This window comes from Paenibacillus dendritiformis, from assembly GCF_021654795.1.
Lineage (GTDB): Bacteria > Bacillota > Bacilli > Paenibacillales > Paenibacillaceae > Paenibacillus_B.
The window spans coordinates 1,192,501-1,217,892 of record NZ_AP025344.1 but is presented as its reverse complement, the minus strand read 5'-3'; the positions used below and the strand labels follow the sequence as shown (position 1 = coordinate 1,217,892).

Annotated in this window: 23 protein-coding genes, 16 tRNA genes and 1 rRNA gene (1 of these 40 only partly in view); 6 read left to right on the top strand and 34 right to left on the bottom strand. The window is 55.4% G+C overall.

Annotated features, from left to right (window positions below; translation table 11 throughout):
- The first annotated feature begins 74 nt into the window (after nucleotides 1-74).
- Together sspI and L6439_RS05335 are read left to right on the top strand one after the other, a co-directional pair.
- A complete protein-coding gene (gene sspI, locus L6439_RS05340) occupies nucleotides 75-305 on the top strand; it encodes a small acid-soluble spore protein SspI (protein WP_168179864.1) in 231 nt (76 codons plus the stop codon).
- 170 nt (nucleotides 306-475) lie between these two features.
- On the top strand, nucleotides 476-1,534 hold the full coding sequence (locus tag L6439_RS05335) for a MerR family transcriptional regulator (RefSeq protein ID WP_213468791.1): 1,059 nt from the start codon (nucleotides 476-478) through the stop codon (nucleotides 1,532-1,534).
- Between the two features lie 92 nt (nucleotides 1,535-1,626).
- Here the strand turns inward: L6439_RS05335 and L6439_RS05330 are convergent, their stop codons facing one another.
- Nucleotides 1,627-3,213 carry a peptide chain release factor 3 gene (locus L6439_RS05330; protein ID WP_168179866.1) on the bottom strand — a complete coding sequence of 529 codons (1,587 nt, stop codon included), beginning with the start codon at nucleotides 3,211-3,213 and terminating at the stop codon, nucleotides 1,627-1,629.
- Between the two features lie 214 nt (nucleotides 3,214-3,427).
- Between L6439_RS05330 and L6439_RS05325 the strand changes: the two genes are divergently transcribed.
- On the top strand, nucleotides 3,428-4,525 hold the full coding sequence (locus L6439_RS05325; RefSeq protein WP_213468790.1) for a flavin-containing monooxygenase: 1,098 nt from the start codon (nucleotides 3,428-3,430) through the stop codon (nucleotides 4,523-4,525).
- Nucleotides 4,526-4,670: 145 nt separating this feature from the next.
- Here L6439_RS05325 and L6439_RS05320 read toward each other — a convergent pair whose 3' ends face one another.
- The 8 genes from L6439_RS05320 to L6439_RS05285 all read right to left on the bottom strand — a co-directional run bounded on the left by L6439_RS05320 (nucleotide 4,671) and on the right by L6439_RS05285 (nucleotide 13,414).
- Nucleotides 4,671-5,129 (bottom strand): hypothetical protein, encoded by a 459-nt coding sequence (locus tag L6439_RS05320; RefSeq protein WP_168182237.1) that lies wholly within the window; start codon nucleotides 5,127-5,129, stop codon nucleotides 4,671-4,673.
- Nucleotides 5,130-5,224: 95 nt separating this feature from the next.
- Nucleotides 5,225-6,211 carry an ABC transporter ATP-binding protein gene (locus L6439_RS05315; RefSeq protein WP_213468789.1) on the bottom strand — a complete coding sequence of 329 codons (987 nt, stop codon included), beginning with the start codon at nucleotides 6,209-6,211 and terminating at the stop codon, nucleotides 5,225-5,227.
- Entirely contained in the window at nucleotides 6,198-7,223 is a 1,026-nt protein-coding gene (locus tag L6439_RS05310) for an ABC transporter ATP-binding protein (RefSeq protein ID WP_213468788.1), read from the bottom strand. The genes L6439_RS05315 and L6439_RS05310 overlap by 14 nt, the downstream gene beginning before the upstream one ends.
- A 57-nt stretch (nucleotides 7,224-7,280) precedes the next feature.
- Nucleotides 7,281-8,126, bottom strand: a complete 846-nt coding sequence (locus tag L6439_RS05305) for an ABC transporter permease (protein ID WP_168182234.1) — start codon at nucleotides 8,124-8,126, stop codon at nucleotides 7,281-7,283.
- Nucleotides 8,127-8,131: 5 nt separating this feature from the next.
- Nucleotides 8,132-9,082, bottom strand: a complete 951-nt coding sequence (locus L6439_RS05300) for an ABC transporter permease (RefSeq protein WP_168182233.1) — start codon at nucleotides 9,080-9,082, stop codon at nucleotides 8,132-8,134.
- A 99-nt stretch (nucleotides 9,083-9,181) separates the two neighbouring features.
- A complete protein-coding gene (locus L6439_RS05295; protein WP_213468787.1) occupies nucleotides 9,182-10,774 on the bottom strand; it encodes an ABC transporter substrate-binding protein in 1,593 nt (530 codons plus the stop codon).
- A gap of 205 nt (nucleotides 10,775-10,979) precedes the next feature.
- Nucleotides 10,980-12,524 (bottom strand): glucose-6-phosphate dehydrogenase, encoded by a 1,545-nt coding sequence (zwf, locus tag L6439_RS05290; RefSeq protein WP_213468786.1) that lies wholly within the window; start codon nucleotides 12,522-12,524, stop codon nucleotides 10,980-10,982.
- Between the two features lie 113 nt (nucleotides 12,525-12,637).
- Nucleotides 12,638-13,414, bottom strand: a complete 777-nt coding sequence (locus tag L6439_RS05285; protein WP_237096753.1) for a YwmB family TATA-box binding protein — start codon at nucleotides 13,412-13,414, stop codon at nucleotides 12,638-12,640.
- 163 nt (nucleotides 13,415-13,577) lie between these two features.
- On the opposite strand from L6439_RS05285, the gene L6439_RS05280 reads away from it, so the two are divergent.
- Nucleotides 13,578-13,988 (top strand): hypothetical protein, encoded by a 411-nt coding sequence (locus L6439_RS05280; protein ID WP_168182229.1) that lies wholly within the window; start codon nucleotides 13,578-13,580, stop codon nucleotides 13,986-13,988.
- A 216-nt stretch (nucleotides 13,989-14,204) separates the two neighbouring features.
- Here L6439_RS05280 and L6439_RS05275 read toward each other — a convergent pair whose 3' ends face one another.
- The 7 genes from L6439_RS05275 to L6439_RS05245 form a co-directional block, all read right to left on the bottom strand.
- Nucleotides 14,205-14,849 (bottom strand): response regulator transcription factor, encoded by a 645-nt coding sequence (locus tag L6439_RS05275; RefSeq protein WP_168182228.1) that lies wholly within the window; start codon nucleotides 14,847-14,849, stop codon nucleotides 14,205-14,207.
- Nucleotide 14,850: 1 nt separating this feature from the next.
- Nucleotides 14,851-15,945 carry a HAMP domain-containing sensor histidine kinase gene (locus tag L6439_RS05270; RefSeq protein WP_168182227.1) on the bottom strand — a complete coding sequence of 365 codons (1,095 nt, stop codon included), beginning with the start codon at nucleotides 15,943-15,945 and terminating at the stop codon, nucleotides 14,851-14,853.
- A 39-nt stretch (nucleotides 15,946-15,984) separates the two neighbouring features.
- On the bottom strand, nucleotides 15,985-16,638 hold the full coding sequence (gene liaF / locus L6439_RS05265) for a cell wall-active antibiotics response protein LiaF (protein ID WP_168182226.1): 654 nt from the start codon (nucleotides 16,636-16,638) through the stop codon (nucleotides 15,985-15,987).
- A 134-nt stretch (nucleotides 16,639-16,772) separates the two neighbouring features.
- The gene (locus tag L6439_RS05260; RefSeq protein WP_168182225.1) at nucleotides 16,773-17,453 is read right to left on the bottom strand and encodes a PspA/IM30 family protein; all 681 of its coding nucleotides are present in this window, start codon (nucleotides 17,451-17,453) and stop codon (nucleotides 16,773-16,775) included.
- Nucleotide 17,454: 1 nt separating this feature from the next.
- Complete coding sequence (locus tag L6439_RS05255; protein ID WP_168182224.1) at nucleotides 17,455-17,922, bottom strand: PspC domain-containing protein; 468 nt, start codon at nucleotides 17,920-17,922, stop codon at nucleotides 17,455-17,457.
- A gap of 8 nt (nucleotides 17,923-17,930) precedes the next feature.
- Entirely contained in the window at nucleotides 17,931-18,605 is a 675-nt protein-coding gene (locus L6439_RS05250) for a PspA/IM30 family protein (RefSeq protein WP_213468784.1), read from the bottom strand.
- A gap of 44 nt (nucleotides 18,606-18,649) precedes the next feature.
- On the bottom strand, nucleotides 18,650-18,955 hold the full coding sequence (locus L6439_RS05245) for a LiaF transmembrane domain-containing protein (protein WP_006675756.1): 306 nt from the start codon (nucleotides 18,953-18,955) through the stop codon (nucleotides 18,650-18,652).
- Nucleotides 18,956-19,207: 252 nt separating this feature from the next.
- Between L6439_RS05245 and L6439_RS05240 the strand changes: the two genes are divergently transcribed.
- Complete coding sequence (locus tag L6439_RS05240; RefSeq protein WP_213468783.1) at nucleotides 19,208-19,747, top strand: NfeD family membrane protein; 540 nt, start codon at nucleotides 19,208-19,210, stop codon at nucleotides 19,745-19,747.
- Between the two features lie 65 nt (nucleotides 19,748-19,812).
- Nucleotides 19,813-21,348, top strand: coding sequence for a flotillin lipid rafts scaffold protein FloT (locus L6439_RS05235; protein ID WP_213468782.1), 1,536 nt, complete (start codon nucleotides 19,813-19,815; stop codon nucleotides 21,346-21,348).
- 503 nt (nucleotides 21,349-21,851) lie between these two features.
- Here L6439_RS05235 and L6439_RS05230 read toward each other — a convergent pair.
- The 18 genes from L6439_RS05230 to L6439_RS05145 form a co-directional block, all read right to left on the bottom strand.
- Entirely contained in the window at nucleotides 21,852-22,073 is a 222-nt protein-coding gene (locus L6439_RS05230; RefSeq protein ID WP_237096752.1) for a hypothetical protein, read from the bottom strand.
- Nucleotides 22,074-22,270: 197 nt separating this feature from the next.
- Nucleotides 22,271-22,352 (bottom strand) — tRNA-Leu (locus L6439_RS05225).
- Nucleotides 22,353-22,366: 14 nt separating this feature from the next.
- Nucleotides 22,367-22,443 (bottom strand) — tRNA-Arg (locus tag L6439_RS05220).
- Between the two features lie 22 nt (nucleotides 22,444-22,465).
- Nucleotides 22,466-22,540, bottom strand: a tRNA-Cys gene (locus L6439_RS05215).
- A gap of 3 nt (nucleotides 22,541-22,543) precedes the next feature.
- A tRNA-Gly gene (locus tag L6439_RS05210) sits at nucleotides 22,544-22,618 on the bottom strand.
- A gap of 5 nt (nucleotides 22,619-22,623) precedes the next feature.
- Nucleotides 22,624-22,698, bottom strand: a tRNA-Gln gene (locus tag L6439_RS05205).
- A 6-nt stretch (nucleotides 22,699-22,704) separates the two neighbouring features.
- A tRNA-His gene (locus tag L6439_RS05200) sits at nucleotides 22,705-22,780 on the bottom strand.
- 21 nt (nucleotides 22,781-22,801) lie between these two features.
- A tRNA-Trp gene (locus L6439_RS05195) sits at nucleotides 22,802-22,875 on the bottom strand.
- Between the two features lie 5 nt (nucleotides 22,876-22,880).
- Nucleotides 22,881-22,966 (bottom strand) — tRNA-Tyr (locus tag L6439_RS05190).
- A 4-nt stretch (nucleotides 22,967-22,970) separates the two neighbouring features.
- Nucleotides 22,971-23,046: transfer RNA gene (locus L6439_RS05185), tRNA-Thr, on the bottom strand.
- Between the two features lie 12 nt (nucleotides 23,047-23,058).
- A tRNA-Phe gene (locus tag L6439_RS05180) sits at nucleotides 23,059-23,134 on the bottom strand.
- Nucleotides 23,135-23,152: 18 nt separating this feature from the next.
- Nucleotides 23,153-23,229 (bottom strand) — tRNA-Asp (locus L6439_RS05175).
- A gap of 4 nt (nucleotides 23,230-23,233) precedes the next feature.
- Nucleotides 23,234-23,310: transfer RNA gene (locus L6439_RS05170), tRNA-Met, on the bottom strand.
- A gap of 5 nt (nucleotides 23,311-23,315) precedes the next feature.
- Nucleotides 23,316-23,391, bottom strand: a tRNA-Val gene (locus L6439_RS05165).
- 80 nt (nucleotides 23,392-23,471) lie between these two features.
- Nucleotides 23,472-23,546 (bottom strand) — tRNA-Glu (locus L6439_RS05160).
- A gap of 5 nt (nucleotides 23,547-23,551) precedes the next feature.
- Nucleotides 23,552-23,644, bottom strand: a tRNA-Ser gene (locus tag L6439_RS05155).
- A gap of 1 nt (nucleotide 23,645) precedes the next feature.
- Nucleotides 23,646-23,721: transfer RNA gene (locus tag L6439_RS05150), tRNA-Asn, on the bottom strand.
- A gap of 62 nt (nucleotides 23,722-23,783) precedes the next feature.
- A 23S ribosomal RNA gene (locus L6439_RS05145) occupies nucleotides 23,784-25,392 on the bottom strand (it continues 1,322 nt past the right edge of the window).

The following is a 25,392-nucleotide window of genomic DNA, read 5'->3' as shown; positions in this document are numbered from 1 at the left end:
AATCATCCCTCAGGGCGTCGCTGCGATGGGGATAGATACGTAACCGGCACTGTTAAGGAAGGAGGAAGCTGCCGATGGGTGTCACGCTGAACTTGCGTCAGGCGATAATGCAGAAAGTGTCCAATAAGCCCGATAAAGATGTCATTGACATGATCGAAGGCTCTATCGATTATGATGAGCGGGCGCTTCCCGGTCTTGGCGTTTTGTTCGAAGTAATCTGGAAGGAAAGCGACAGCGAGCTGCGTCAACAGATGGTGGACACGCTGCAGCATAAGCTGCATCAAGACGCTCAGCCGCGCGCCTGATGGAATGCAAAAACGCGAATCTGCCGGATTCCCCGAGACGGATTCGTGTTTTTGCGCTGCTGTCTGATCGTGGCGGGCCCGCCTCCACTTTTTATAGTGAAAAATCAAAAATAGAGACTTTACTTTAACGCCGCGTCAAGCGTTACAATACATCTGAAAGGAGCTGGCCTATGAAAATTCAGGAAGCTGCCGATCGGCTCGGCTTGACGACGCGCGCTATCCGGTTTTATGAGCAAAAGGGCTTGCTGTCCCCGGCCAAGCAGGAGGACAACGGCTACCGCGTCTTCCGGGAAGAGGATATCGAGCGTCTGCGCATGATTGTCGCGCTGCGCGAGCTGAATCTGCCGCTCGATCAGATTCGGGAATGTCTTGACGAGGCGATGGAAGGGCGTCTGGCAGCGCTGCGCCCTTATCTCAATCAGCAAATGCAGCAGTTGGCCTTGCAGTATACGGAGCTGCAGCGTCTGCTGGGCATGCTGCGCCGCCTATTGGACAGGGATGACAGCGAACAGGAAGGGGAGAAGATCGTGAGTCAACTGCATCATATCGGGGAACAGTCGCAGCGCTATGAGAAGCTGCGGGCGGAGTGGCGCGATCGGTGGAATTTCGACGCGCAGGCAAGCCGCTACGATGAAGCCGTAGCGAACAATACGGATTCTCTGCGGGTTCATGAAGATTACGACAGCATATTGGATCGGGTGACGCGGGAGGCTGCGCCCCGGCCGGGAGAGAGCGGCCTGGAGCTCGGCGTCGGCACGGGCAATCTGTCCGGACGCTTCCTCCGCGAGGGAGCGGCCATGACCGGCATCGACCAATCCGACGCCATGCTGGAGCAATGCCGCGGGAAATATCCGGCCATTCGTCTGCTGAAGGGCAATCTGATGGCCATTCCGCTGGCGGACGTCGCCTTTGATTTCATCGTATCGACCTATGCGCTGCATCATCTCACCGATGATCAGAAGGAGATTGCCTTCGAGGAGATGGGACGGCTGCTCCGCCCCGGCGGCAGAATCGTCATCGCCGATCTGATGTTCACGGATAACGAGCACCGTGCCGCATTCCTGGACGAGTTGAACGCCCGCGGCGACAAGGCCTCCGTCGAGGCGGTGCTCGATGAATACTTCGCCGACCGCTCCCGGCTCATCCGGTGGCTCGAGCAGCACCGCTATGAGGTGAGAGCCGAGCAATTGAACCATCTTATGCACCTGCTCGTTATCCGCAAGCCGTGACATGAGAATTCAGCAATCATCCGCATATCAACAGAACCCCCTCATAGATGATGAGGGGGTTCGCTTATGATTACCGGTTGACTGCCAATCGGTTACGGCGCCGTCTCCAGGAAATTCAATTCCGGCATTTTGTCCATGGCGGTGCGCATCGCATATTCGTTTTCGAACAAGGCGACGAAATTGCCGGACTTGTCTTTGACGAGCTGTGAATTGATCCGGAACTTGGAAGGATCGATATTCGGCCCCGTCACCCATCTCGCGAATTGATACGGGAGCCTCATCAACTGTACGTCGACCCCGTATTCCGCCTTCATCCGGTACTCGAACACCTCGAACTGAAGCTGGCCGACGACGCCCAGTATCGTCTCCTCGAAGACGCTCGCGGAATGGAACACCTGAATCGTTCCCTCCTCAGTGAGCTGATCGACGCCCTTCTGGTATTGCTTATGCTTGAGCGCGTTTTTGACCGTGACGCGAGCGAAGATTTCCGGGGAGAAGATCGGAAGCTCGTCGAACGTGACCGCCCCTCCCTGGCTCAAGCTGTCCCCGATGCGGAAAATGCCCGGGTCGAACAGCCCGATAATATCGCCCGGGTAGGCTTCGGTTACGATATCCCGGTCCTGGGCCAGGAATTGCTGCGGCTGCGACAGCTTGATTTCTTTGCCGACGCGCACATGCTTCACGCTCATCCCCCGCTCGAACTTCCCGGAGCAGATGCGCAGGAAGGCAATCCGGTCGCGGTGGGCCGGATTCATGTTCGCCTGAATTTTGAACACGTAGCCCGTGAACTTCTCATTCGTCGGCTCGATCGGGCCTTCCGTCGATTGGCGTGAAGCCGGCTTCGGCGCCAATTGCAGGAAGTTCTCAAGGAAGGTCTGGACACCGAAGTTATTGATCGCGCTGCCGAAAAAGACCGGCGTCAACTCGCCTCGCTTCACTTTCTCATAATCGAATTCGTCCCCGGCTACGTCCAGCAGCTCCAGCTCCTCGCACAGCTGGTCATGGAGATGCTCTCCCGCGATATCCCGGATGACCGGATCGCGGTAATCGTCCACCTTCTGCACCTTGATGACGGAATGATCGTCGCCCTGGAACAGCTCCACCTGCTTCTTCATGCGGTCATACACGCCGCAGAGCTGGCGTCCCATGCCAATCGGCCAGTTCATCGGAACCGAGCGAATGCCCAGCACCTGCTCAATCTCTTCCATCAGCTCGAACGGATTCCGTCCTTCGCGGTCCAGCTTGTTGATGAACGTGAAGATCGGGATGCCCCGCTTCGCGCAGACCTGGAACAGCTTGATCGTCTGGTTCTCGACGCCCTTCGCCACGTCGATCAGCATGACCGCGCTGTCGGCGGCCGTCAAGGTCCGGTACGTATCCTCACTGAAATCCTGGTGGCCCGGGGTATCGAGGATATTTACCCGATGGCCGTTATAGTCGAACTGCATGACGGACGACGTAACCGAGATGCCGCGCTGCTTCTCGATTTCCATCCAGTCGCTCGTCGCATGCTTGCTCGCTTTGCGGGCTTTGACCGTTCCCGCGAGGCGGATAGCCCCCCCGAACAGGAGCAGCTTCTCCGTCAATGTCGTCTTCCCGGCGTCCGGGTGGGAGATGATAGCGAAAGTGCGCCGCTTCTCCACTTCTTGCTTCAATTCTTCGGATAATGATTTGCTCATTAGACATAGCCCTCTCATCTAAAATCACGTATTCGTTATTGTATCACAAAACAGGGATGCCCATAAATGGACAATGCACACATCTTTTGCGATCTCGGCAAAATATTTTTATGAGAGCGCCAAATAGAACATATTCCCGCTCCCTATATTCAAATATTATTTTGAATGTTATAATGATGGCATCCTAACTATTGATAACCCAAGGGGGATCTTCATGGAAAATAAACAGGCGCAGGAATATATAGATGTGCTCATCATCGGGGCAGGGCAAGCCGGATTGGCGCTCGGGGCCGAATTGATCCGGCGCGAGCCCCGCCTCTCCATGCTGTTGCTGGAGCGGCATTCCCGCATTGGCGACAATTGGCGCGAACGCTATGATTCTCTCATTCTGTTCACGCCGCGGAAATATAGCGAATTGCCGGGACTTCCGCTGCCGGGCGATCCGGAAGGGTTTCCCGGGCGGGATGAGATTGCGGATTATTTGGAGCGCTATGCGCAGCATTGGCAGCTCCCCGTGCGGCTGGACAGCGATGTTGAACAGGTCGCGGCCGTTGAAGACGGCATCTCCGGCCCGCCGTCCTTCCTTGTCACGCTCCGGGGGCAGGAGCGCCCGTTGCGCTGCCGGAAGCTGGTTCTCGCCAGCGGGCCGTTCCGCACCCCATTCATTCCGGAATGGGCCGCATCGATCGGCGGCGGCATCGCGCAGCTCCATTCCAGCCAATATCAGCGGCCCTCGCAATTGCCGGACGGACCGGCGCTTATCGTCGGCGGCGGCAATTCCGGAGCCCAGATCGCGGTGGAACTGTCGCAGAGCCGCCCAACGATATTGTCCGCGCGCGGACCGGCCCGTCACTTGCCGCTGCGGCTGCTGAACCGGAGCACGTTCGAATGGATGGACCGGCTCACACTGCTGCATGCGCCGGCGGATGGGAAGCGGGCAAGATGGCTGCGGAGAAAGGGAGATCCGATCTTCGGTTGCGAGCTGCGGAACGCGGTCCGTTCGGGACGGATCCGGTTGTTCCCGGAAGCGGTCGGCAGCGGGGAAGACGGCGCCGTCGTGTTGTTCCGCGATCATGCTTCCTTCCGGCCGGCGGCCATCGTCTGGGCGACCGGCTTCCGGCCCGATTACCGGTGGCTTCAGCTTCCCGGAGCGCTGGACGGGCGCGGGCAGCTCATCTATCGGGGGCATCGCACGCCGGCCGCCGGGCTCTATGTCATCGGCATGCCATGGCAGCAGTCGCGCAGTTCGGCCCTCCTCTGCGGAGCCGGGCGAGATGCCCGGCAGCTCGCAGACGAGCTTCTCCGCGACTGACCTTCCCGCTGCGCTCGCCCGGCCCGCCTGACAGAGCACAAGCCGCCTGCATCTCCCTCTGCGGAGACACGGGCGGCTTGTTCCATTCTCTCATGCTTCTCTTCTATAACATGGCGATAGCAATACTATCCCTTCCACTTGTTCCTTACTGCTGATCGCTCAAGGCGCGCACGGCCAGCGTAACCGTCCGCTTCGGCCCGGACGCCCCTTCCTCTTCGAGGATAACCCAGTTCGCGGCCAGCGCGGAGCGGAGCGCCTCCAGGTCCGCTTCAGACAGCGTCAACCCGGTATATTTCCCTTCGCCCCGGGTGAAATCCGCGCCTTCCTCGATACCGAAGCGCGTTTCCAGCCATATTTTCAATCCGTTCATCGTATTGAACGTGATACGGTAACCTTCCGCGACGGCTTGTTCCAACGGTTCGCCATGATCGGCGGCATACGTCAGAAAATCATCGTACGTAAACCATTCCTCGTTCGCCTTCGTCAGCTCGCTCACATCGCCGGAGCGAATGATGCCCAGCAGCTGCTCGTCCGAAAATCCATAGCGCCGGGCCCGCTCCAGCAGAATCGCCGTATTTTGCGACAATCGCGCTTTATTCCCCATTTTCCCTGCCTCCTCGCCGGAGCAACCGTAGAAATCGGTTCTCCCCGCATATTTCCTTTATATCACACTTCCACGTCCCTGCGTAGCGGAACCGGTTATTTCTCTTCATATAAATGGCAAGCCGCAAAATGTCCCGGCGAGATCTCCTTCCACTCCGGCTCCCGCTGGCGGCATCGATCCGTGGCGAACGGACAGCGCGAAGCGAAGCGGCAGCCGGCCGCTCCCGCCAGCGGGCTGGGCAGATCGCCCTCCAGCATCTCTGCGGCGCCGGCGGCCGCATTCGGATCCGGCAACGGGATGGCCGCAAGCAGCGCTTGCGTATACGGATGGGCCGGATGATTGTACAATTCATCGCTCGGGGCCAGCTCGACCAGCTTGCCCAAGTACATGACCCCGATGCGGTCGGAAATATGGCGCACCATCGACAAATCGTGCGCGATGAACAAGTAAGTCAATCCGAACTCCGCCTGCAGGTCCTCCAGCATGTTGACCACCTGCGCCTGCACGGACACGTCCAAGGCCGAGATCGGCTCGTCGCACAGGATGAACTCCGGCTTGACGGACAAGGCCCGCGCGATGCTGATCCGCTGCCGCTGGCCGCCGCTGAATTCATGCGGATACCGCTCCGCATACTCGGGCTTCAGCCCGACCTTGTGCAGCAGCTCCAGCACCGTCTCCCGCCGCTCCGCCTTCGTGCCGAAGCCGTGAATCTCCATCGGCTCGCTAATGAGCTGCGTCACGTTCATGCCCGGATTCAACGAGGAATACGGATCCTGGAAAATCGTCTGCATCCGCTTGCGGAACGGCTTCAGCTCCCGCTCGCTCAGATGGGCCAGATCGGTGCCGTCGAACCGGATCTCGCCCGCGGTCACATCATACAAGCGAACGATGGAGCGGCCGGTCGTCGACTTGCCGCAGCCGGATTCGCCCACGAGCCCGAACGTCTCTCCGCGCCGAATCTGGAAGCTGACATCATCGACCGCCTTCAGCGTCTGCTTGTTTTTTCCGAACAACCCTTTCGAGGTAGAAAAATACTTTTTCAAACCGCGCACATCCAGCAGCGTCTCTTCAGGCTTGCTCATGCTGCTTCACCTCCTCCGGATTGGCCGCCTCCAGCGTAATGCCCGGCGCATCATGCTGCAGCCAGCAGAGCGAGCGATGGCCCGTCTCTGTCACGGCATCAGGCGGCAGCTGCCGGCATTGCTCCATCGCATGCGGGCACCGGTCCTGGAATGGACAACCCGCTGGCGGATGCAGCAGATTCGGCGGCGTGCCTTCAATGCTGAAGAGCCGTTCCCGCTCGCCAGCCGCCACCTTCGGGATCGAGCGCAGCAGCCCTTGCGTATACGGATGCATCGGCCGCTCGAAAATATCATGGACGCTCCCCTCCTCCATGATGAGGCCGCCATACATGACGACGACACGGGTGCATACTTGAGCCACGACGCCCAGGTCATGGGTGATAAGCAGGATCGCGGTGTTGGTCGTATCCCGCAGCTGCTTCATCAGGCCGAGAATCTGAGCCTGGATGGTCACGTCCAGCGCCGTCGTCGGCTCGTCGGCGATAAGAATTTCCGGCTGGCAGGAGAGCGCCATCGCGATCATCGCCCGCTGGCGCATCCCGCCGCTGAACTCATGCGGATATTGATCGATCCGCTCTTCCGGCGAAGGGATGCCGACTTTGCGGAGCAGCGCGATCGCCTCGGCGCGGGCCGCCTGCTTGCTCAGCTTCTTATGGCGCTGCAGCACCTCGATGATCTGAGCCCCGACCTTGACGACCGGGTTCAAGGATGTCATCGGGTCCTGGAAAATCATCGCAATGCGGTTGCCCCGAATCTGCCGCAGCCGCTTCTCGGGGAGGGCGAGCAGGTTCTCGCCCCGGTACAGGACTTCCCCCTCACGGATGACGCCCGGAGGCGGAATCAGGCCGATAAGCGACTTGGCTGTCACGCTTTTGCCGCTTCCCGATTCGCCGACGATGCCGATGACCTCACCCTCGCGGACATCGAAGCTGACGCCGCGGACGGACTGCACTTCGCCGTCCCGGGTCAGGAACGATGTTCTCAATTGTCGGACGGACAGCAATTCAGTCATTGGTCCCACTCCCGTTCTCTGTGAATTCCATAGCCCTTCCCCATCTGTCTCCCATCATTATCTCTTGTTCGCCTTCGGCTCGAACGCGACGCGGAACACGTCGCCCAGCACGTTGAAGGAGAGTACCGTCAGCAGGATGAACAAGCCCGGGAACAGGGCCAGATAAGGCGCTTCTCCGATAAATCCTTGCGCATTGTTCAGCATGCTGCCCCAGGACGAATTCGGCTGCTGGATCCCCAGGCCGAGGAAGCTGAGCGAAGATTCCATCAAGATCGCCGAGGCGATATTAATCGTCGCGGCCACGATAATCGTAGACATAATATTGGGCACAATATGTTTCATAATAATAGCGAGCGTATTTTGTCCGGATACCCGGGCATAGAGCACATATTCCCGCTCCTTGACCGACAGCGTCTCCGCCCGCACAATCCGGGCGATATTCATCCAGCTGAGCATGCCGATAATGAGAATAATCGTCGTAATGCCCGGCTTCAGGTACGCATTGAGAATCAGCATCAAGAAAAAAGACGGAATCGACATTAAAATGTCAACGATCCGCATCAGAACGTTATCGATCCAGCCGCCGAAATAGCCGCTCGCCGTACCGACGGCGGTGCCGACGATCACGGCGATCGCCATCGCCAGGAAGCCGACGCTGAGGGAGACCCGTCCTCCGTACAGCGCCCGCGCCAAATAGTCGCGGCCGTAATCATCCGTGCCGAACCAATGCGCCGCGCTTGGCGGCAGCAGCCGCTCCGTCACGACGATCTTGTTCGGATCGTAAGGCACCAGGAAGGCGAGGATCGAGGCGAGCGCAAAGACGGCAAGGAGAATGATCGCGGCGATGGCGGCCTTTTGCTCTTTCACTTGGGTCAGTACATTACGCCATTTCATTCGGTTCATCACAATCACCTCATCGTCTTAATGCGCGGATCGACTACGCCATACAGAACGTCCGCGGCCAGATTCCCGATCACGAGCATGACCGACGAGAACATCGTTATCCCCATAATGACAGGATAATCCAAGGCGAACACGGCGGTAATCCCGAGCGAGCCCATGCCGGGCCAGGAGAATACCGATTCGGTAATGAACGCCCCGGCGATCAATTCCGGGAAGGACATCCCGAGAATCGTTATAATCGGGAGCAGCACGTTTTTGAGCACATGGCGCCGCAGCACCGTGCCTTGGGCCGACCCGTAGGCATATTGAATCTGGACATAATCCTCTTCAAGCTGCGAGATCGTATTCGATCGGATATAGCGCATATAGACGGAGACGTTCATGAAGCACAGCACCGTACACGGCAGGATCCCGTGCTTCAGCACATCCCACGCCGAGTCGACGCCGATCGTCCGCATGCCCATGCTCGGCAGCCAGTTGAGCTTGACGGCGAACAGATAGATCAGCATAATCCCGAACCAGAAGCTCGGGATCGAGATTCCGATATACGAGACAAGCCCGAGCGCGCGATCGACCGGGCGGTTTTTCCGGGAAGCCGCGTACATGCTGAGCGGCACCGAGATGAGCAAAGACAGCAAGAGAGCCGCCCCCATCAAGCCGATCGTGGCCGGAAGACGCTCCACGATCAGCGTCAGCACAGGCCGATGATTGGACAGGGAGTAGCCCAGATTGCCCATGAACACATTTTTCAGCCAAATCCAATACTGCATGTAGAGCGGAAGGTTCAAGCCGAGGCTTTCCCGTATCCGTTCCACGTCCTCCTTGTTCATATCGGGCGTCACGAACGAATTGACCGGATCTCCCGGAGCCAGCTTAATCAGCGCGAACGACACGATAGAAATGAAGAATAATAGCGGTATGGCTTGAAGAACGCGTCGCACGATATATTTCTGCACAAAGGTTCCCTCCGAAAGAGCGCTTGAAACGATAACGTTTCAAGCGCCCGCGAATTCTCGATTCAATTCCCGCTACCTAATGATGATGGTTCCGAGAGGTTACTTCATATAAATTTTGGACAAATCCTCGAACATGACAACCGGCTTCGGAACGGCTTCTTCCAATCCGCCGTAACGCTTGTCTACTGCCACGATCGCTTTCCCGTATGCGATAGGGTACACGGTCATCTCGTCTGCGACGGTCTGCTGAATCTGCTTGTACAGCTTGCCGCGCTTCGTTTTGTCCATTTCGACAGCCGCCTGGTTCCAGAGGGCATCGAAGTCCGGATTTTTGTAATGAGCATAGTTGTAAGCCGCGTCGCTCATATAAAGCGATTTGTACGCGTCCGGCTCGTAGCCCATAATATAGCCGCCGAACGAAATGTCATAGCTCGTATTGTTCATGTCGAGCGACATATTGCCGAAGGCCGCGACATCAAGCGCCATCAGTTCCACGTCGATGCCGACTTCCTTCAATTGCTGTTGAATATACAGCGCCTTGCTTGTCTGCGGCTTGTTCGAGTTCACATACGCGAGACGCAGCTTCAGATTGCTGACGCCGGCTTGCTGGAGCAGCTCCTTCGCTTTCTCGATATTGTACTCGTACTTGGCGACATCCGTCGTCTGGTACAGCGTATCCGGGGTGAAGATTGAAGCGGCCGGTTCCGCGAAGTCCGTCGAGCCGAAGGCGGCCGTAATCATTTCTTCCTTATTCAAGGCGTACGCAATGGCTTGGCGCACTTCCTTCTTCTTCATGACATCGACGTTCTGGTTGAACACCATATAGATAAGGCGGCCTTCCGGATACGTCACCAGATTGAATTTGCCGGTGTTGTCCAACTTCGCATAGTCAACGGAGTCGATCATCCGCATTTGCAGCTCGCCGTTCTGGAGGGCCAGGTTAGCGGCGTTCGCATCCTTCGCCACGCGGTAGGTTACCGAATCCAGGTACGCTTTCCCGGCAAAATAGTCGTCGAACCGTTCCAGCGTCACATATTCGCCTGCGCGGTATTCCTTGAATTTGAACGGGCCGGATCCGATAGGATGATCGTTCTTGCCGCTCTTCTCTAGATCCGCTTCGCCCTCGAATACATGCTTCGGAATCGGCTTGAAATTGGCCAACACGCCTTCGAACGAAGCCGATGGCTGCGGAAGCACAAACTCTGCCGTCAGATCATCCACTTTTTTCGCCGTCAGCGGCTTGCCGTTGTAGACGTAGTTAGCCCGATCCGAGCTGTGCTGCTTCTCATCCAAAATGCTGTTCATCGTAAACACGACATCGTCCGCCGTCAACGGCTGCCCGTCATGCCATTTCAAGCCTTGGCGCAGCTTCAGCGTATACGTCAGCGAGTCCTCGGAAGGTGTCAGGCTTTCGGCCAGAACAAACTTCTTCTCCCCGTTGTCGATATGATATAAAGGAGCGAACAACGATTGGTTAATGGTCAAGGTTACCCGGTCCCCGGCATAGACCGGATTCATGACCCGCGGATCTTCCTGAACCGCGATAATGATGCTGCCGCCGCTCTTCGGCTCCCCTCCCGTCTCGCTGCCGGAAGCCGTATCCGGAGCCGGCGTCTGGCTGCCGCCGCACGCGCTGACCACCGCAACGACTAGAGTTAATAAGAGTGCGAGCCATAACTTGTTGCGTTTCATGTCGATTCCCCCCGAAAATTGTAACACACTTTATATTTTATAGTATAACTATCTTTTGAGAGAACACAATCTTTTTTTCCGAGTGATTTTATAGGAATATGATATTTTAATCTTGTAATCGGGAAAAGCTATAAACGGACTCATCCCGCGTTGGCCTAAAAAAACTGTGCTCCCGCCGGGAGCACAGCCTTCACCTCATGTTAAATTACTTGTTCCATACGACCTGGCTCTCCTCTTGTCCGTTCACCGGCCACCACTGGAAGCCGTCTTCGGCCAACAGCTTGTCCGCTTGCTCCGGTCCCCAAGACCCTGCCGGATACAGATGCAGGTCTTCGCTGGACGCCTTCCAGGCCCCGGCGATCTTGTCCACGAACGCCCAGGCCGACGCCACCTCATCCCAGCGTGTGAAGTAAGTGGAATCGCCGCGCGCCGCGTCGAAGATAAGCCGTTCATAGGCTTCCGGCGTATTGATGCCGACCATGCAGCTCTGGCAGAAATCCATGGCGAGCGGCTGTACGCCTGCGTCGGCACCCGGCTTCTTGCCGTTGATTCTGACGTAGATGCCCTCCATCGGGTTCACCCGAATGACGAGCAGATTCGGTTCCAGCTTATGTTTTTGCGATAAATATACATTCGTCGGCATATTTTTGAACTCCACGACGACCTCGGTCGTTTTGACCGGAAGCCGCTTGCCGGTGCGAATATAGAAAGGAACGCCTGCCCAGCGGAAATTGTCCACAAAGAGACGGGCGGCGAAGTATGTTTCCGTGACGGACGCCGGGTTCACTTTCTCTTCTTCCCGGTAAGCCGGAAGCGGCTTGCCGTTCAACGCGCCTGCCGCATATTGGCCGCGCACGACATTGCGCTTCACTTCGTCGGCATTCGCGAATTGGCGGAGGGAGCGAAGCACCTTCACCTTCTCGTCGCGAATATCTTCCGGATGCAGCCGGCTAGGCGCTTCCATCGCGATCATCGTGAGCATCTGCAGCATATGATTCTGGGCCATATCGCGCAGCGCTCCGGCATGATCGTAATAGCCGCCGCGCTCTTCGACGCCGACCGTCTCGGCCAGGGTAATCTGAATATTGGCGATGTGCTTATTGTTCCACAATGGCTCAAAGAAGGCATTCGCGAATCGGATCACCTCAATGTTCTGGACCATCTCTTTGCCCAAGTAGTGATCGATGCGGTAAATCTCTTCTTCCTTGAACACATGGCTCAATTCTTCGTTCAATTTCTGGGCCGACGGCAGATCATAGCCGAACGGCTTCTCGATGACCAGTCGATGCCAGCCTTCGCTGTCGAGCATTCCGCCGTCACGCAGATTCATCGAGACGCTGCCGAACAATTCAGGCGCCAGCGCCAAGTAGAACAGACGGTTGCCCGGGATATTGAATTCCCGTTCAATATGCTCGGTCTGTACCCGTAATTCCTTGAAGCCGTCCACATTGTTGATGTCAAGCGGTTTATATTCGAAATGCTTCGCAAAGCGGTTCCAAACTTCATCGTTCGGAATCGGATAACGACAAAATTCTTCAATGGACGCGCGCACATCGTCGCGAAATTCATCATTCGTACGTCCACGGCGGGCCAAGCCGATGACAGCAAACCGCTCACCTAATTTGCCTTCGTGATATAAGCTGTAAATGGCAGGAAACAATTTGCGGCGTGCCAAATCACCGGTCGCGCCGAATATAAAAAAGACGGCGCCTTCAGCCAGTTGGGATTCTTGGTTATGCATCACAGTCATCTCTCTCCATCATCCTTACACTCTGTTATAGGCTTGACATCACACATTTCGAATGTGATGACATTTTAGCATACTTGTCAGATTGACGCCACGGGTTAGCGAAAAAGGTCGAATCAATATTCCCCCGCAATCAGCGGCGTGCCAAAGGACAGACGCGTCTCTCCCCGCTCCCGATCTTCATGCGCCGCAACCTGCAGATTGGCCTTCCGCCCCTTCATCGCCACCCCGGTTCCCATATAGTCCGTCTCATACGTTACGCTGATCGTGCGATCATCCTCGTACCGATCGAGCGGCACGGCTGTCCCCCATTCGGCCAACGCCTGCTCCGCCGCGGCGAAGCCATCGGTTAAGGAAGCTCCGGTTACCGTACGGACGGTCGCGTTCCAATCGGCCCCAATCCCCGCCTGTCCAAGCTTGAGCAGCAGCCGCTCCGCTTCTTCCGCCGAGCGGGCCATGCCTCCTTTGGCCTCCGCAGACAATTTGACCGTGTAATACATCCGCCCGTCGTTCTCCTGGAACAACAAGACATCTCCTTGATAGGGTGCCGTATTATACGTTCCGCGATACACTTCCCTTCCCCGCTCCTGCCTCGGCTCGAGGGGGGCCGCGATGCCCGCTTCTTGCCGCCAGCGCTCTGCCTCTGCCGGAAGCCCATCCGGGGCGGCATAGCTGCCCTGGACCGTTATTGTGGAGCTGAACTTCCGATCCCCGCTCAACTCCGCCAGCACCCACAGCATTTGCATCCGCTTCGCCGCCTCTAACGTCTCCGATGCAAGCGGGGTTCGTGCCGCCTTCCACGCCTCGCCGCTCCAGGCGGCAGCGACAGCGCCGCACAGCGCCAACAAAAGCAATCCAATGGCCGGAGTCTTCGTTCTGCGAACCAAACTCACGGTATCCGCCTCCTTATTCGTATGGATAATGAATTCACCGCTGGGAGCACACTCCATGCTGCAAAATTAGGCGCTTCTCTCCTAGGTCAATGTCCATGCGCCAATGTCGTCCAATGAATAGACTGATGACAGAACATTCCCGCTATAGAAGGAGGTATGTAACGTGATTCCTATTCCATTGGATGAAGAAATCATCCGATCGCATCGCGGGCGGATCGTATGCGCCGTGACTCATGACGGCCGCCGGTTCATCGGGCGTCTCAGCGTTTGCCGGGACGGCAAAATCATTCTGAACGAAGAAGAAGTTCACGAAGAGGTCCTGCCAATTATTGAGGAAGAATGCGAGCCCAAGAAAAAGCCGCACAAGCGCCGGGTCAAACGCGTCAAACGGCCATGCAAGCCTGTGAAGCGTCCCTGCAAGCCATGCAGCGGGAAGACGGGCAGGTTAACGTCGCTTCGGTCATATGGTGCCTTTCCGGCTTCGTATCCGTCCCCGCATCCGGGCCTGTCTAGCCGCGGGCGGATTGAACTTGACCTGTCGCTGATCGCCCTCTTGTTTCTTGTTCTCATTTAACACTGATTCGGCTTTCCCTCCCCGAATTCCTGCCGGTCCGCATCGAGTTTGCGGGACGAATCGCTACCACGGCGGATCCCGGGTAACGCCCCTCATGCAGACAGAACCGGGTGCCGACACCCGGTTCTTTTTTCGCTCTTCATTGGCTTTCTTTTCGGTTGCTCTCCGGTGATCGCGAGGGCACAAAAAAACCCGGCCTGTCGGTCGGGTCATCCGTTATTCAGCCAGGCCGTTCTTGTAAGCGTAAATGGCGGCTTGCGTGCGATCCTCCACGCCCAGCTTGGCCAGGATATTGGTGACGTGGAATTTTACGGTCTTGATTCCAATGAACAGGTCATCGGCGATATCTTGGTTGGACTTGCCTTGGGCAAGCAATCGCAGGACGTCCATTTCCCGGTCGGTCAACTGTTCATGCGCGGCTTGCGTCGGCTTCGGCTGGCGGAAGCGGTTCATCATTTTCGAGGCGACCTGCGATTCGAGCACGGATTGTCCCCGAGCCGCCGCCCGGATGGCTTCGGCTATTTCCGATGCGCGCGAAGTTTTGAGCAGGTAGCTGAACGCTCCGGCTTCAATGACAGGGTACATTTTCTCGTCATCCAGGTAGCTGGTTAGTACAATGACCTTGCAATCGGGATACAGGCTCAGCAGCTTGCGCGTCGTCTCGATCCCGTCCATCCCCTCCATCACCAGATCCATCAGCACGACATCCGGCTTGTACTCTTGCGCCAAGCGGATTCCTTCCTCGCCGTTGCTCGCCTCGCCAACGACTTCGATGCCATCCTCGGTGCTCAATACGGCTGCCAATCCGATCCGCACCATCTCATGGTCATCTACGAGCAATACTTTGATATCTGTGTCCATATCAGGCATCTTCACCTCCTGGGCCATCGCTGCCCTCTTCGTCCTTCGGCCCGTTCTCTTCATTGACAACGGGGACGCGTATTTCAATGCGGGTGCCTTTGTTCGGCGCCGTAATGAATTGCACCGAGCCCCCGATCTCATTGATTCGCTCCTGCATCGTGCGCAAGCCGTAGCTCGCTTGCTTTTTGTCATCCCATTCGAAGCCGACGCCATTATCGCGAATGAACAAACGCACATAATCGCCCCGATCCTGAAGCTTGATTTCCATGCGGGTCGCCTTGGAATGGCGGAGCGTATTCGATAACGCTTCCTGCACGATGCGGAATAAATGATTCTCGACGCCCTTCAGCAACGTAATATGCTCGTCCATCTCATATTGAATCTGAATGGGCACCTTCGCTTCAAGCTCCCGAATCAGTTCGGCGACACCTTGGGTAAGGCCCTTGCCTTCCAGATGAACCGGCCGAAGATGAAGCAGCAGCGCTCTCATTTCCGATTGAGCGACCGAGGCCATTTCCTCAATCAGCTCCACCTGCCTCACCGCCCGCTCAAAATCTTTGTCCACCGTCCGCCGCACGGCCGTCGCCGTCATCGAGATGGCGAATAATTGTTGGCTCACGGCGTCATGCAGCTCCCGCGCCAAGCGTTGACGCTCTTCCATAATGGCCGATATCCGGGCCTGTTCGGCCAACTGGGCGTTATTGGTGGACAACCGCTGCAGGGAGGTCACCTGTTCCTCCCAGCGCTTGCTTACCCTGCCCATTTGATCGGCCAGCTGGCCAATCTCGTCGTCTCCGAGGTCCGGCATCGGCCGGGACAGATTGCCCTTCTCCAAGAGCAGCATCGATTCGCGCAGCAGCTCAATCCGCCGTTTCATGCGAAAGCCTTGGAAAAAACCGAAAATCGCCGCAATAATAGCTACGACGATTAAGACAGACAGCGTCGATTTTACGCCGGCCATCCAGGTCTCGAACGGTTTGACATATCCATAGGATTGCATTAAATAAACGATGACGAAAAACAGGACAAAGGAAAGGAGAAGCGTCTCGCCCATCAAGCGCACAACCATATTTTTCGTCTGTTTCTTCGGTTCCATTGCCGGCTTGCATCTCCTTTCTGCAGCATCTTCTCCGCATTACGCGTGCAATCGGATATCAATATCTCCTACGATGTAAGAGATGCGGAGTTTCACCCGCTGCTCCGATCGTTCATAATTCGGCGAAGTATAAGTCCATTTGTTGAGCAAGCCGGTCTCCCGGTGCTGGCCCGCATTGATCTGTCCGAACAGGACGGAAGCTTCCACAGAGACCCCGATATCATCCGGAACCGAAATATCCATGTCGCCGAGTACGCCTTGGAACAAGAGCGTCGTCTCGGGCTCATCCATCATCGCGAGCGACAGGTCGATATCGCTTTCTCCGATGAGATGCCATAAGCTCTGGCTGCGCAAATGGAACGGCTCCCGATCCCATTTCAGATTCGCGGTCAGATCGGGACGCTTCTGCATCCACTCATACTTTTGTTCATGACGGGTCCGTGAATAGAAAATACCGAGCGATATGAGAATAATGCCGACAAACAGCATCAGATGCTCCAACAAGAGGATAGCTCCCCCGATGCCAAGCAAAGTATAGCCGACACGAAGCTCCTCGGATCTGACTTTGTGAATGCCGAGGTACAGCATGAACAGGGCGACAAAGGTTCCGAAGCTAATCCATTTGCCAATGAGAATGAACAGACCCGCGACAATGAGCAAATATGCAAGTAAACGATTGTTCCCCTTTATCATGACGCACCTCCTGTCGCTCAGAATCCATAGACGTTGCACAGAATAATCTCACAAACGAAACTTAACGGCGATGCGGGGGCATCGCCGTAAGCTCCTTAGTTAGCATATCATAACCGCGGGCAAGTCCCAAGAGGTTATTCGCTGCGATTTAATTTTTGCTTCAAAGCTTCCAATTGCTCATCGACCTTCATTTGCTTCTCTACATCAACCGGCGGTTGGTAGGTCGTAGCGGCATATCCGCCGTATGGCACGCGAATGACTTCCGCTTCCGCTTCAAGCTGCATAATCTTCTCTTCCATGCGTTGGAAGCCGCGGGAAGCTTCGCCCGATTCGATGCTGTGCACGCTCGTGATGGAAGCCATTTGCTTGCGGGCTTTGGCCATTTGGGCACGAGCAGCCAGTTCATTGCGCTTGTTGCGCAGCTTGTAGAACTCGTCCTTCATCGAATGCAGCTGCTGCATCAGCTCATCGGCTTGCGCTTTCGCTTGGGCATGCAGTTCGGCATACTCAGTAACTTTTTGATCGAAGTACAGTTTTTCTTCCAAATATTTGCGGGCCGCATCTTCATGGCCGGATACAAGAGCGCGCTCCGCTTGAGCTTCGCGGTCGGCCACCATCCGAATCGCTTCATCATAGCGATGCTTGATGCGGCGCTCGCTGGCCATTTGCTTCGCTACCGTTACTTCGGCTTCCCGAATCTCCTGCTCCATGTCGCGGAGGTATTGGTTAAGCATAACGACCGGATCTTCCACCTTGTCCAACATTTCATGAATCGACGCTTTCGTCATATCTTTAATCCGTTTGAATACTCCCATTTTACTTATCCCCTTTCTCGTATTTCGCGATTTTCTCGCGAAGTTCTTGAAGTTCCTTGCGCATTGCTTTTCTTTCAATATCATCCATCATCGAATCGATGGAGGAATCATATTGACTTGTGCTTCCGTTCGGCTTGGTGCCATAGGATCCATAGCTGCTGTAATCGTTCCGGCCGTTGTTGTATCCGTTGTACCCTCCGCCGGAGCAACCGCCGTCATTACCATAATATCCGTTCGAATTCTGATACGGCCCGCCGTAATTATACGGTCCGTAGGTCGTGAAGGGCTCTTTCGGAACCACAAGCGCTACGATGAAATAGACGGGTATCAGGGAGAATGCTGTGAAGAACACGCCTAGGACGAACAGTACGCGAAGCAGCGTTGCATCCATATTCAACCATTCAGCGATTCCGCCGAGTACACCGCAGAACTTCCGGTCACGAACCGAACGGTACAATTTTCTGTTCATGGTTCATGTCACTCCTTCGCAGTGTCCAATTTCTTGCGCAGACGTTCCATCTCACGCTGCAGGGCAATGTCTCTTTCGGGATTGCCGCCGTAAGGCGATGTTCCGCCGGCGCGACGCACCTCTTGAAGGCTTGTATTTTCCCACTCCATGTCGGATACGCGCTCCTCCAGGCGGCGGAACATGCCGTCCACCTGCCCGCAGCCGTATTGGCCGAAGCGCTGGTTCATTTGCTGCTGAAGCCGTATGTTCTGCATGCGGGCGAAATAATACTGCCGCTTGTCGTAGACGGTCTGATACTCGCTCTTTAATATGTTCAGTTGTTCCTCCAGCTCCAGAATGGCCTGCTTGCTTCTATTGTAGAGATCCTCGTATTGACGCGCCTTCTCGTCGTGCATCAATTTTTCCTGGAGCGCGATTTTGGCGGCGAACTCCTCACCCGCCTTCAAGGCCAGCATCGCTTGCTGCTCGCGGCGCTCTCTCATTTCATTGGCTTGGTTCATCTGATGTCTCATCTGATTCGCATGCACCACATACTGTTGATATAAGCGGTCCGCTTCCGCGATATCCTGCCGGGTGCGCATCAGGAATTGGTCGATTAACCGGACAGGGTCTTCCGCTTTGTCCAGCCGCTCATTGAGCGTCGCCAGTGTAATGTCGCGAACCCTTTTCAAAATATTGCTCATGCCTCTCTGTCCCTCCTTCATCCAAATACATTGCTGCGGGCTGTTCAGTAATGATGACCGCTTCGTTTGTTATTCAGCATTGAGATACCGAACACAATCATTCCGATGGCGATGAAAATGCCGATGAGCCAGGATAGCTTGCCGATTAATGTGATGGAGCCCAATATGATGAAGATCCATCCGAAGAACGAATTCCCTGCCTTGACTCCATAATAACCGAGCACAATCAGCAGAATCGGGAACAAGTAGCCGAACCAGCTTCCCAAGTGAACTCCAAACTTGCTGAGCAGGATGAATGCTCCCAATGCTATCAAGATAATAGCGAACGAGTTGCCTTTTTTCATTTGCATTCGGGTTGTCACCACCTTTCATTGTCCCTTGCTTATGTCTTTATTTTAGGAGATTCCCCTTTTCTTCAAAACAGGCTGGGGGCGGTTTTTCGTACTGGACTCAGGTCGGGGGGACAGACCGTCCCAAGGTCAACCGGGACTGGACCGGAGGGAAGGGAATTTGAAACTCCATGCGTGCTTTAGCGTATATATATTCATAAGAAGCTTTCCGAAATATCAGGCCTGGTTTTGGCAGGCGAGAGGAGCAATGCCATGGAAACGTTATTTTGGGGTCTGTTCATCTTCGGTATTTTATATTCCATCGTTACCTTGATATTCGGGGAAATCTTAAGCCATGCTTTCGATGCCGTTTTTGGAGACGGGGTGCCTTTTCTTCAGCCGACGGTGCTCGTGAGCGGCCTGACGGCTTTCGGCGCTCTCGGCATTCTGCTGAACCGCTATACAGCCTGGCAATCCACGCTTATCCTGGTGGTCGCTATCGCCGGCGCGCTCGTCGTCTGTCTTCTGATGTATTTCCTCTATATTCGACCCATGCACAATACGGAGAGCTCTACCGGCTTCTCCATTCAGGATCTGGTTGGCAAAGTCGGAGAAGTCAGCATTTCGATTCCTTCCGTTGGTTACGGGGAAGTGACCTTGCGGATCGGAGCCGGCTTGACGAATCAGATCGCCGCTTCCTTCGACAAAGACAACATTCCTGCCGGAACGACCGTTGTCGTTATCCATGTGGTCGAAGACACGCTGTATGTATCCCCTCTCACCAAAGAAATGCTCAGCCTTCAAGAAAACTGATTCAAGACGTTGCTCAAAACTCACGGTTTCACTACAAATTTACATAGAAAAGGGAGCTGTATGCCATGGAATTCAATGAAGCGATCATGGTGCCGGCGATTGTAATCGGCGTCATCCTCGTGCTGGGTCTCGCATTCTGGGCCCGCTACAAGACGGTCAGCCCGGATGAGGCGATGATCGTGACCGGGACGTATCTCGGTTCCAAAAATGTCAGCGCCGACGAAACGGGACGCAAGATGAAAATTGTCCGCGGTGGCGGCGCATTTATTTTACCGGTGTTTCAACAGTCTCAATTCTTGTCCTTATTATCTCATAAGCTCGATGTGATGACTCCGGAAGTATATACCGAACAAGGTGTTCCCGTTATGACCGACGCCGTCGCGATTATCAAAGTCGGCAGTTCGGTTGAAGACATCGCAACCGCTGCCGAGCAATTCCTCGGCAAACCGACGGATGCGCTCAAGAGCGAAGCCCAGGAAGTATTGGAAGGTCATTTGCGGGCCATTCTCGGCTCGATGACCGTGGAGGAAGTATACCGCAACCGCGATCGTTTCGCGCAGGAAGTTCAGTCCGTAGCCGCCAAAGACTTAAAGAAGATGGGACTGCAGATCGTCTCCTTCACGATCAAGGACGTGCGCGACAAACACGGATACTTGGATGCGCTCGGGAAGCCGCGGATTGCGGCCGTGAAGCGGGACGCGGAGATTGCGGAAGCCGAGGCGATGAGAGACTCACGTATCCAGAAGGCGAATGCCGAGGAGCAGGGGATGAAGGCCGAGCTGCTGCGCGATACGAATATCGCCGAAGCGGCGAAAGAGAAGGAATTGAAGATCGCTTCCTTTAAAAAGGAACAGGATATGGCCCGGGCGGAAGCCGACCAAGCATATTACGTGCAGGAAGCCCGTTCCAAGCAAAGCGTGGTCGAGGAGCAAATGCGGGTCGAGCTCGTTCGGAAAGAGCGGGAAATCGACCTCGAAGCCAAAGAAATTTTGCGCCGCGAGAAGCAGTATGACGCCGAAGTGAAGAAGAAAGCGGACGCGGAGCGCTACGCTGTCGTTCAGTCCGCGGAAGCTGATAAATCGAAGCGCGTGCTCGAAGCCGATGCGATGCAATACCGAATCGAAGCGGAAGCGAAAGCCATGGCAGAGCAGAAGCGTCTCGCCGGCTTGGCGGAAGCGGATGCCGAACGGGCACGAGGAACGGCGGAAGCCGAAGTTATCCGGCTGCGCGGTCTGGCGGAAGCCGAAGCGAAGCAGAAGCTCGCGGAAGCATTCGAGAAGTTCGGCGAAGCCGCGGTGCTCGATATCGTCATGAAGATGCTGCCTGAATTGGCCGGCAAGATTGCCGAGCCGCTGCAGCAGATCGATAAGCTGACGGTCGTCGATACAGGCAACGGCGAAGGCGCGGCCCGCGTCAGCAATTATGTCACGCAACTGATGGCGACGGCCCCGCAGATGCTGAAGGACGTATCCGGACTGGACGTCGAGAAAATGATTCAGCGCCTGACGAATGGATCGGGTTCGGCACAGCCGAAGCGTTCTCCAGTTTCACCGGAAGCTCCAGCAGTAATCGGGGGCGACGAGACTCCGAAGGCAGAATAAACCGGTTATTGTACTAAGAGAACATCTAACCTATACAGCATAATAAAGAAGCCTTGCCGAAATTGTTAGGGCAAGGCTTCTTGTTCTATATAGATTGTCCTCCGTCGGCCTCCACAGCCCAGCGGCTGGTCATCGTTTCTGCGCCGTCAGCGCTGGGCCAACCGTCCTTCCTCGCTTGCAGGCAGACGGAGAGAGACTGTCAGAGCATGTATCTCCTCACAGGCGGAAGCGGGCTGGTGAGAACCGTGTGACCTTGACGCCTGCACTACAGTCTGCCATGTTTTTAGGCATAAATAACAAAGGCCAACGGATTTTTCGTACAACGGCCTGCAAACTGCAGAACGTCCCTGGAAACGTCTATCCGGTAAGCGAATATCCTGCACGATTGTTCCAGACGGGCCGATTCGGTAGGCAAATCCGCAAAACTCCACGATTTAACGAGGAATTGACATCGCCCGGGGAAGAGCCTCCAGAAGTTATTTTCACAGCCGCCAGCTTCCCTTTCAGCTCCGCATGCCGCGCTTCCAGCCGAGCGATATCAAAATCCTGCGCAAATACAGCAATTCGAGAGGGACAACTTTACCCGAAAGAGAATCCTGCACAACGGCAGCAATTTCACCCGTTTCCCCTCGACTTTGACAAAAAGGGCCTAGAATGATGTAGATGTGCAGCATTTCCCCGTAATGCAGACCCATTGCGCCGAAATTGCTGTAAAATAGCAGCATTTCCCTCCACTCGGTCAAGCCCCAAGAGGAAACGATGCCCCCAGGTTCCAACGATCTTAAAAGATTCGTTTCAAGAAGTACGTCTCTATAGCTAATCTTACCCCTAAAAAACAGATGGAAGACCTGCTTCCATCCCAATAAATTTATTAATTCTATAATAGCAAAAAAACACCCTTCAGGTGTCTTGGTGTTAAAACTGGTGCCGGTGAGAGGACTCGAACCTCCACGGTTTCCCTCACGATTTTGAGTCGCGCGCGTCTGCCATTCCGCCACACCGGCATATGAAGTTGATCTGGCGTGCCCTAAGAGATTCGAACTCCTGACCTTTTGATTCGTAGTCAAACGCTCTATCCGGCTGAGCTAAGGGCACATAATGTCCAGAAAGAATAAGTTGGAGGCGCCACCCAGATTCGAACTGGGGAATAAAGCTTTTGCAGAGCTTTGCCTTACCACTTGGCTATGGCGCCATCTGGAGCGGACAACGGGATTCGAACCCGCGACCCTCGCCTTGGCAAGGCGATACTCTACCACTGAGCTATGTCCGCGTAAATGGCTGGGGATATAGGATTCGAACCTATGCATGACGGAGTCAAAGTCCGTTGCCTTACCGCTTGGCTAATCCCCAAAGGTATGGGGCGATCGAGGGGAATCGAACCCCCGAGTGTCGGAGCCACAATCCGATGCGTTAACCACTTCGCCACGACCGCCACATTATGCAATTGTTAGATTGGCAGGGGCAGCAGGAATTGAACCCACACTAACGGTTTTGGAGACCGCTGTTCTACCTTTAAACTATGCCCCTATGTATGGTGGAGGATGATGGATTCGAACCACCGAACCCGTAAGGGAACAGATTTACAGTCTGCTGCGTTTGGCCACTTCGCTAATCCTCCACGATGGTGCCGGCGATAGGAGTCGAACCCACGACCTACTGATTACAAGTCAGCCGCTCTACCAACTGAGCTACACCGGCGCAAGCCTCTTATGGTGGCTCGGGACGGAATCGAACCGCCGACACGAGGATTTTCAGTCCTCTGCTCTACCGACTGAGCTACCGAGCCTAATAAGGTTAAGTATAATGGCGGAGCTGACGGGATTCGAACCCGCGTTCTCCTGCGTGACAGGCAGGCATGTTAGGCCTCTACACCACAGCTCCAGATTGGTTGCGGGGACAGGATTTGAACCTGCGACCTTCGGGTTATGAGCCCGACGAGCTACCGAACTGCTCCACCCCGCGATATATGGTGGACGCTGACGGGATCGAACCGCCGACCCTCTGCTTGTAAGGCAGATGCTCTCCCAGCTGAGCTAAGCGTCCATATTGTAGCGACTAATATATCTTAACAGAATGTTAGGGTTAATTTCAACCCTCAATTTTTACCAGTCACAAGACATAGTTGGTGACCCGTACGGGATTCGAACCCGTGTTACCGCCGTGAAAGGGCGGTGTCTTAACCGCTTGACCAACGGGCCATAACTGGCGGAGAGAGAGGGATTCGAACCCTCGAGACGCTTGTGACGCCTACACGATTTCCAATCGTGCTCCTTCGGCCAAACTCGGACATCTCTCCATGGCTCCCCGAACAGGACTCGAACCTGTGACAACTCGGTTAACAGCCGAGTGCTCTACCGACTGAGCTATCAGGGAATATATAAGGTATTGTACCTTAAAAACTGAATGCGAAAGTAAAGAATCATAATCATCTTCGTTAGGATAAGCCCTCGACCGATTAGTATTGGTCAGCTCCATGCATTGCTGCACTTCCACCTCCAACCTATCTACCTCGTCGTCTTCAAGGGGTCTTACCAATGTGGGAAATCTCATCTTGAGGGGGGCTTCACGCTTAGATGCTTTCAGCGCTTATCCCTTCCGTACTTGGCTACCCAGCTATGCCTCTGGCGAGACAACTGGTACACCAGCGGTACGTCCATCCCGGTCCTCTCGTACTAAGGACAGCTCCTCTCAAATTTCCTGCGCCCGCGACAGATAGGGACCGAACTGTCTCACGACGTTCTGAACCCAGCTCGCGTACCGCTTTAATGGGCGAACAGCCCAACCCTTGGGACCTACTTCAGCCCCAGGATGCGATGAGCCGACATCGAGGTGCCAAACCTCCCCGTCGATGTGGACTCTTGGGGGAGATAAGCCTGTTATCCCCAGGGTAGCTTTTATCCGTTGAGCGATGGCCCTTCCATGCGGTACCACCGGATCACTAAGCCCGACTTTCGTCCCTGCTCGACTTGTAGGTCTCGCAGTCAAGCTCCCTTCTGCCTTTGCACTCTTCGAATGATTTCCAACCATTCTGAGGGAACCTTGGGGCGCCTCCGTTACTCTTTAGGAGGCGACCGCCCCAGTCAAACTGCCCGCCTGACACTGTCCCCGAACCGGTTCCACGGTCCCAGGTTAGAACTCCGATACGATCAGGGTGGTATCCCAACGGCGCCTCCACCGAAGCTGGCGCTCCGGCTTCCCAGGCTCCCACCTATCCTGTACAGACCGTACCAAAGTCCAATATCAAGCTGCAGTAAAGCTCCATGGGGTCTTTCCGTCTTGTCGCGGGTAACCTGCATCTTCACAGGTATTAAAATTTCACCGGATCTCTCGTTGAGACAGCGCCCAAGTCGTTACGCCATTCGTGCGGGTCAGAATTTACCTGACAAGGAATTTCGCTACCTTAGGACCGTTATAGTTACGGCCGCCGTTTACTGGGGCTTCGGTTCATAGCTTCGCCTTGCGGCTAACCACTCCCCTTAACCTTCCAGCACCGGGCAGGCGTCAGCCCGTATACTTCGCCTTACGGCTTCGCACAGACCTGTGTTTTTGCTAAACAGTCGCTCGGGCCTATTCACTGCGGCCCCCTCGGGCTATTCACCCTACCGGGGCACCCCTTCTCCCAAAGTTACGGGGTCATTTTGCCGAGTTCCTTAACGAGAGTTCTTCCGCGCGCCTTAGAATTCTCTTCTCGCCTACCTGTGTCGGTTTGCGGTACGGGCACCTTCACCTGGCTAGAGGCTTTTCTTGGCAGCATGAAATCAAGACCTTCGGTACTGTAATTTTCCCTCCCCGTCACAGCCCAGCCTTACGGTCAGCGGATTTGCCTACTGACCAGCCTCACTGCTTGGACGAGCATCCATCAGCTCGCGTCCCTATCCTTCTGCGTCCCCCCATTGCTCATAACGGCTACGGTGGTACAGGAATTTCAACCTGTTGTCCTTCGACTACGCCTTTCGGCCTCGCCTTAGGTCCCGACTTACCCTGGGCGGACGAGCCTTCCCCAGGAACCCTTAGGCTTTCGGCGGACATGATTCTCACATGTCT

Excerpts from the sequence above, each read along its gene's own strand:
- L6439_RS05275 (WP_168182228.1), bottom strand. The coding sequence starts at position 14,849 with ATGGACACAGATATCAAAGTATTGCTCGTAGATGACCATGAGATGGTG.
- L6439_RS05230 (WP_237096752.1), bottom strand. The coding sequence starts at position 22,073 with ATGCTGCTATTTTACAGCAATTTCGGCGCAATGGGTCTGCATTACGGG.
- L6439_RS05270 (WP_168182227.1), bottom strand. The coding sequence starts at position 15,945 with ATGGAACCGAAGAAACAGACGAAAAATATGGTTGTGCGCTTGATGGGC.
- zwf (WP_213468786.1), bottom strand. The coding sequence starts at position 12,524 with ATGACTGTGATGCATAACCAAGAATCCCAACTGGCTGAAGGCGCCGTC.
- L6439_RS05295 (WP_213468787.1), bottom strand. The coding sequence starts at position 10,774 with ATGAAACGCAACAAGTTATGGCTCGCACTCTTATTAACTCTAGTCGTT.
- L6439_RS05325 (WP_213468790.1), top strand. The coding sequence starts at position 3,428 with ATGGAAAATAAACAGGCGCAGGAATATATAGATGTGCTCATCATCGGG.
- L6439_RS05250 (WP_213468784.1), bottom strand. The coding sequence starts at position 18,605 with ATGAGCAATATTTTGAAAAGGGTTCGCGACATTACACTGGCGACGCTC.
- L6439_RS05235 (WP_213468782.1), top strand. The coding sequence starts at position 19,813 with ATGGAATTCAATGAAGCGATCATGGTGCCGGCGATTGTAATCGGCGTC.
- liaF (WP_168182226.1), bottom strand. The coding sequence starts at position 16,638 with ATGATAAAGGGGAACAATCGTTTACTTGCATATTTGCTCATTGTCGCG.
- L6439_RS05240 (WP_213468783.1), top strand. The coding sequence starts at position 19,208 with ATGGAAACGTTATTTTGGGGTCTGTTCATCTTCGGTATTTTATATTCC.
- L6439_RS05245 (WP_006675756.1), bottom strand. The coding sequence starts at position 18,955 with ATGCAAATGAAAAAAGGCAACTCGTTCGCTATTATCTTGATAGCATTG.
- L6439_RS05255 (WP_168182224.1), bottom strand. The coding sequence starts at position 17,922 with ATGAACAGAAAATTGTACCGTTCGGTTCGTGACCGGAAGTTCTGCGGT.
- L6439_RS05320 (WP_168182237.1), bottom strand. The coding sequence starts at position 5,129 with ATGGGGAATAAAGCGCGATTGTCGCAAAATACGGCGATTCTGCTGGAG.
- L6439_RS05310 (WP_213468788.1), bottom strand. The coding sequence starts at position 7,223 with ATGACTGAATTGCTGTCCGTCCGACAATTGAGAACATCGTTCCTGACC.
- L6439_RS05335 (WP_213468791.1), top strand. The coding sequence starts at position 476 with ATGAAAATTCAGGAAGCTGCCGATCGGCTCGGCTTGACGACGCGCGCT.
- L6439_RS05260 (WP_168182225.1), bottom strand. The coding sequence starts at position 17,453 with ATGGGAGTATTCAAACGGATTAAAGATATGACGAAAGCGTCGATTCAT.
- L6439_RS05305 (WP_168182234.1), bottom strand. The coding sequence starts at position 8,126 with ATGAACCGAATGAAATGGCGTAATGTACTGACCCAAGTGAAAGAGCAA.
- L6439_RS05330 (WP_168179866.1), bottom strand. The coding sequence starts at position 3,213 with ATGAGCAAATCATTATCCGAAGAATTGAAGCAAGAAGTGGAGAAGCGG.
- L6439_RS05315 (WP_213468789.1), bottom strand. The coding sequence starts at position 6,211 with ATGAGCAAGCCTGAAGAGACGCTGCTGGATGTGCGCGGTTTGAAAAAG.
- sspI (WP_168179864.1), top strand. The coding sequence starts at position 75 with ATGGGTGTCACGCTGAACTTGCGTCAGGCGATAATGCAGAAAGTGTCC.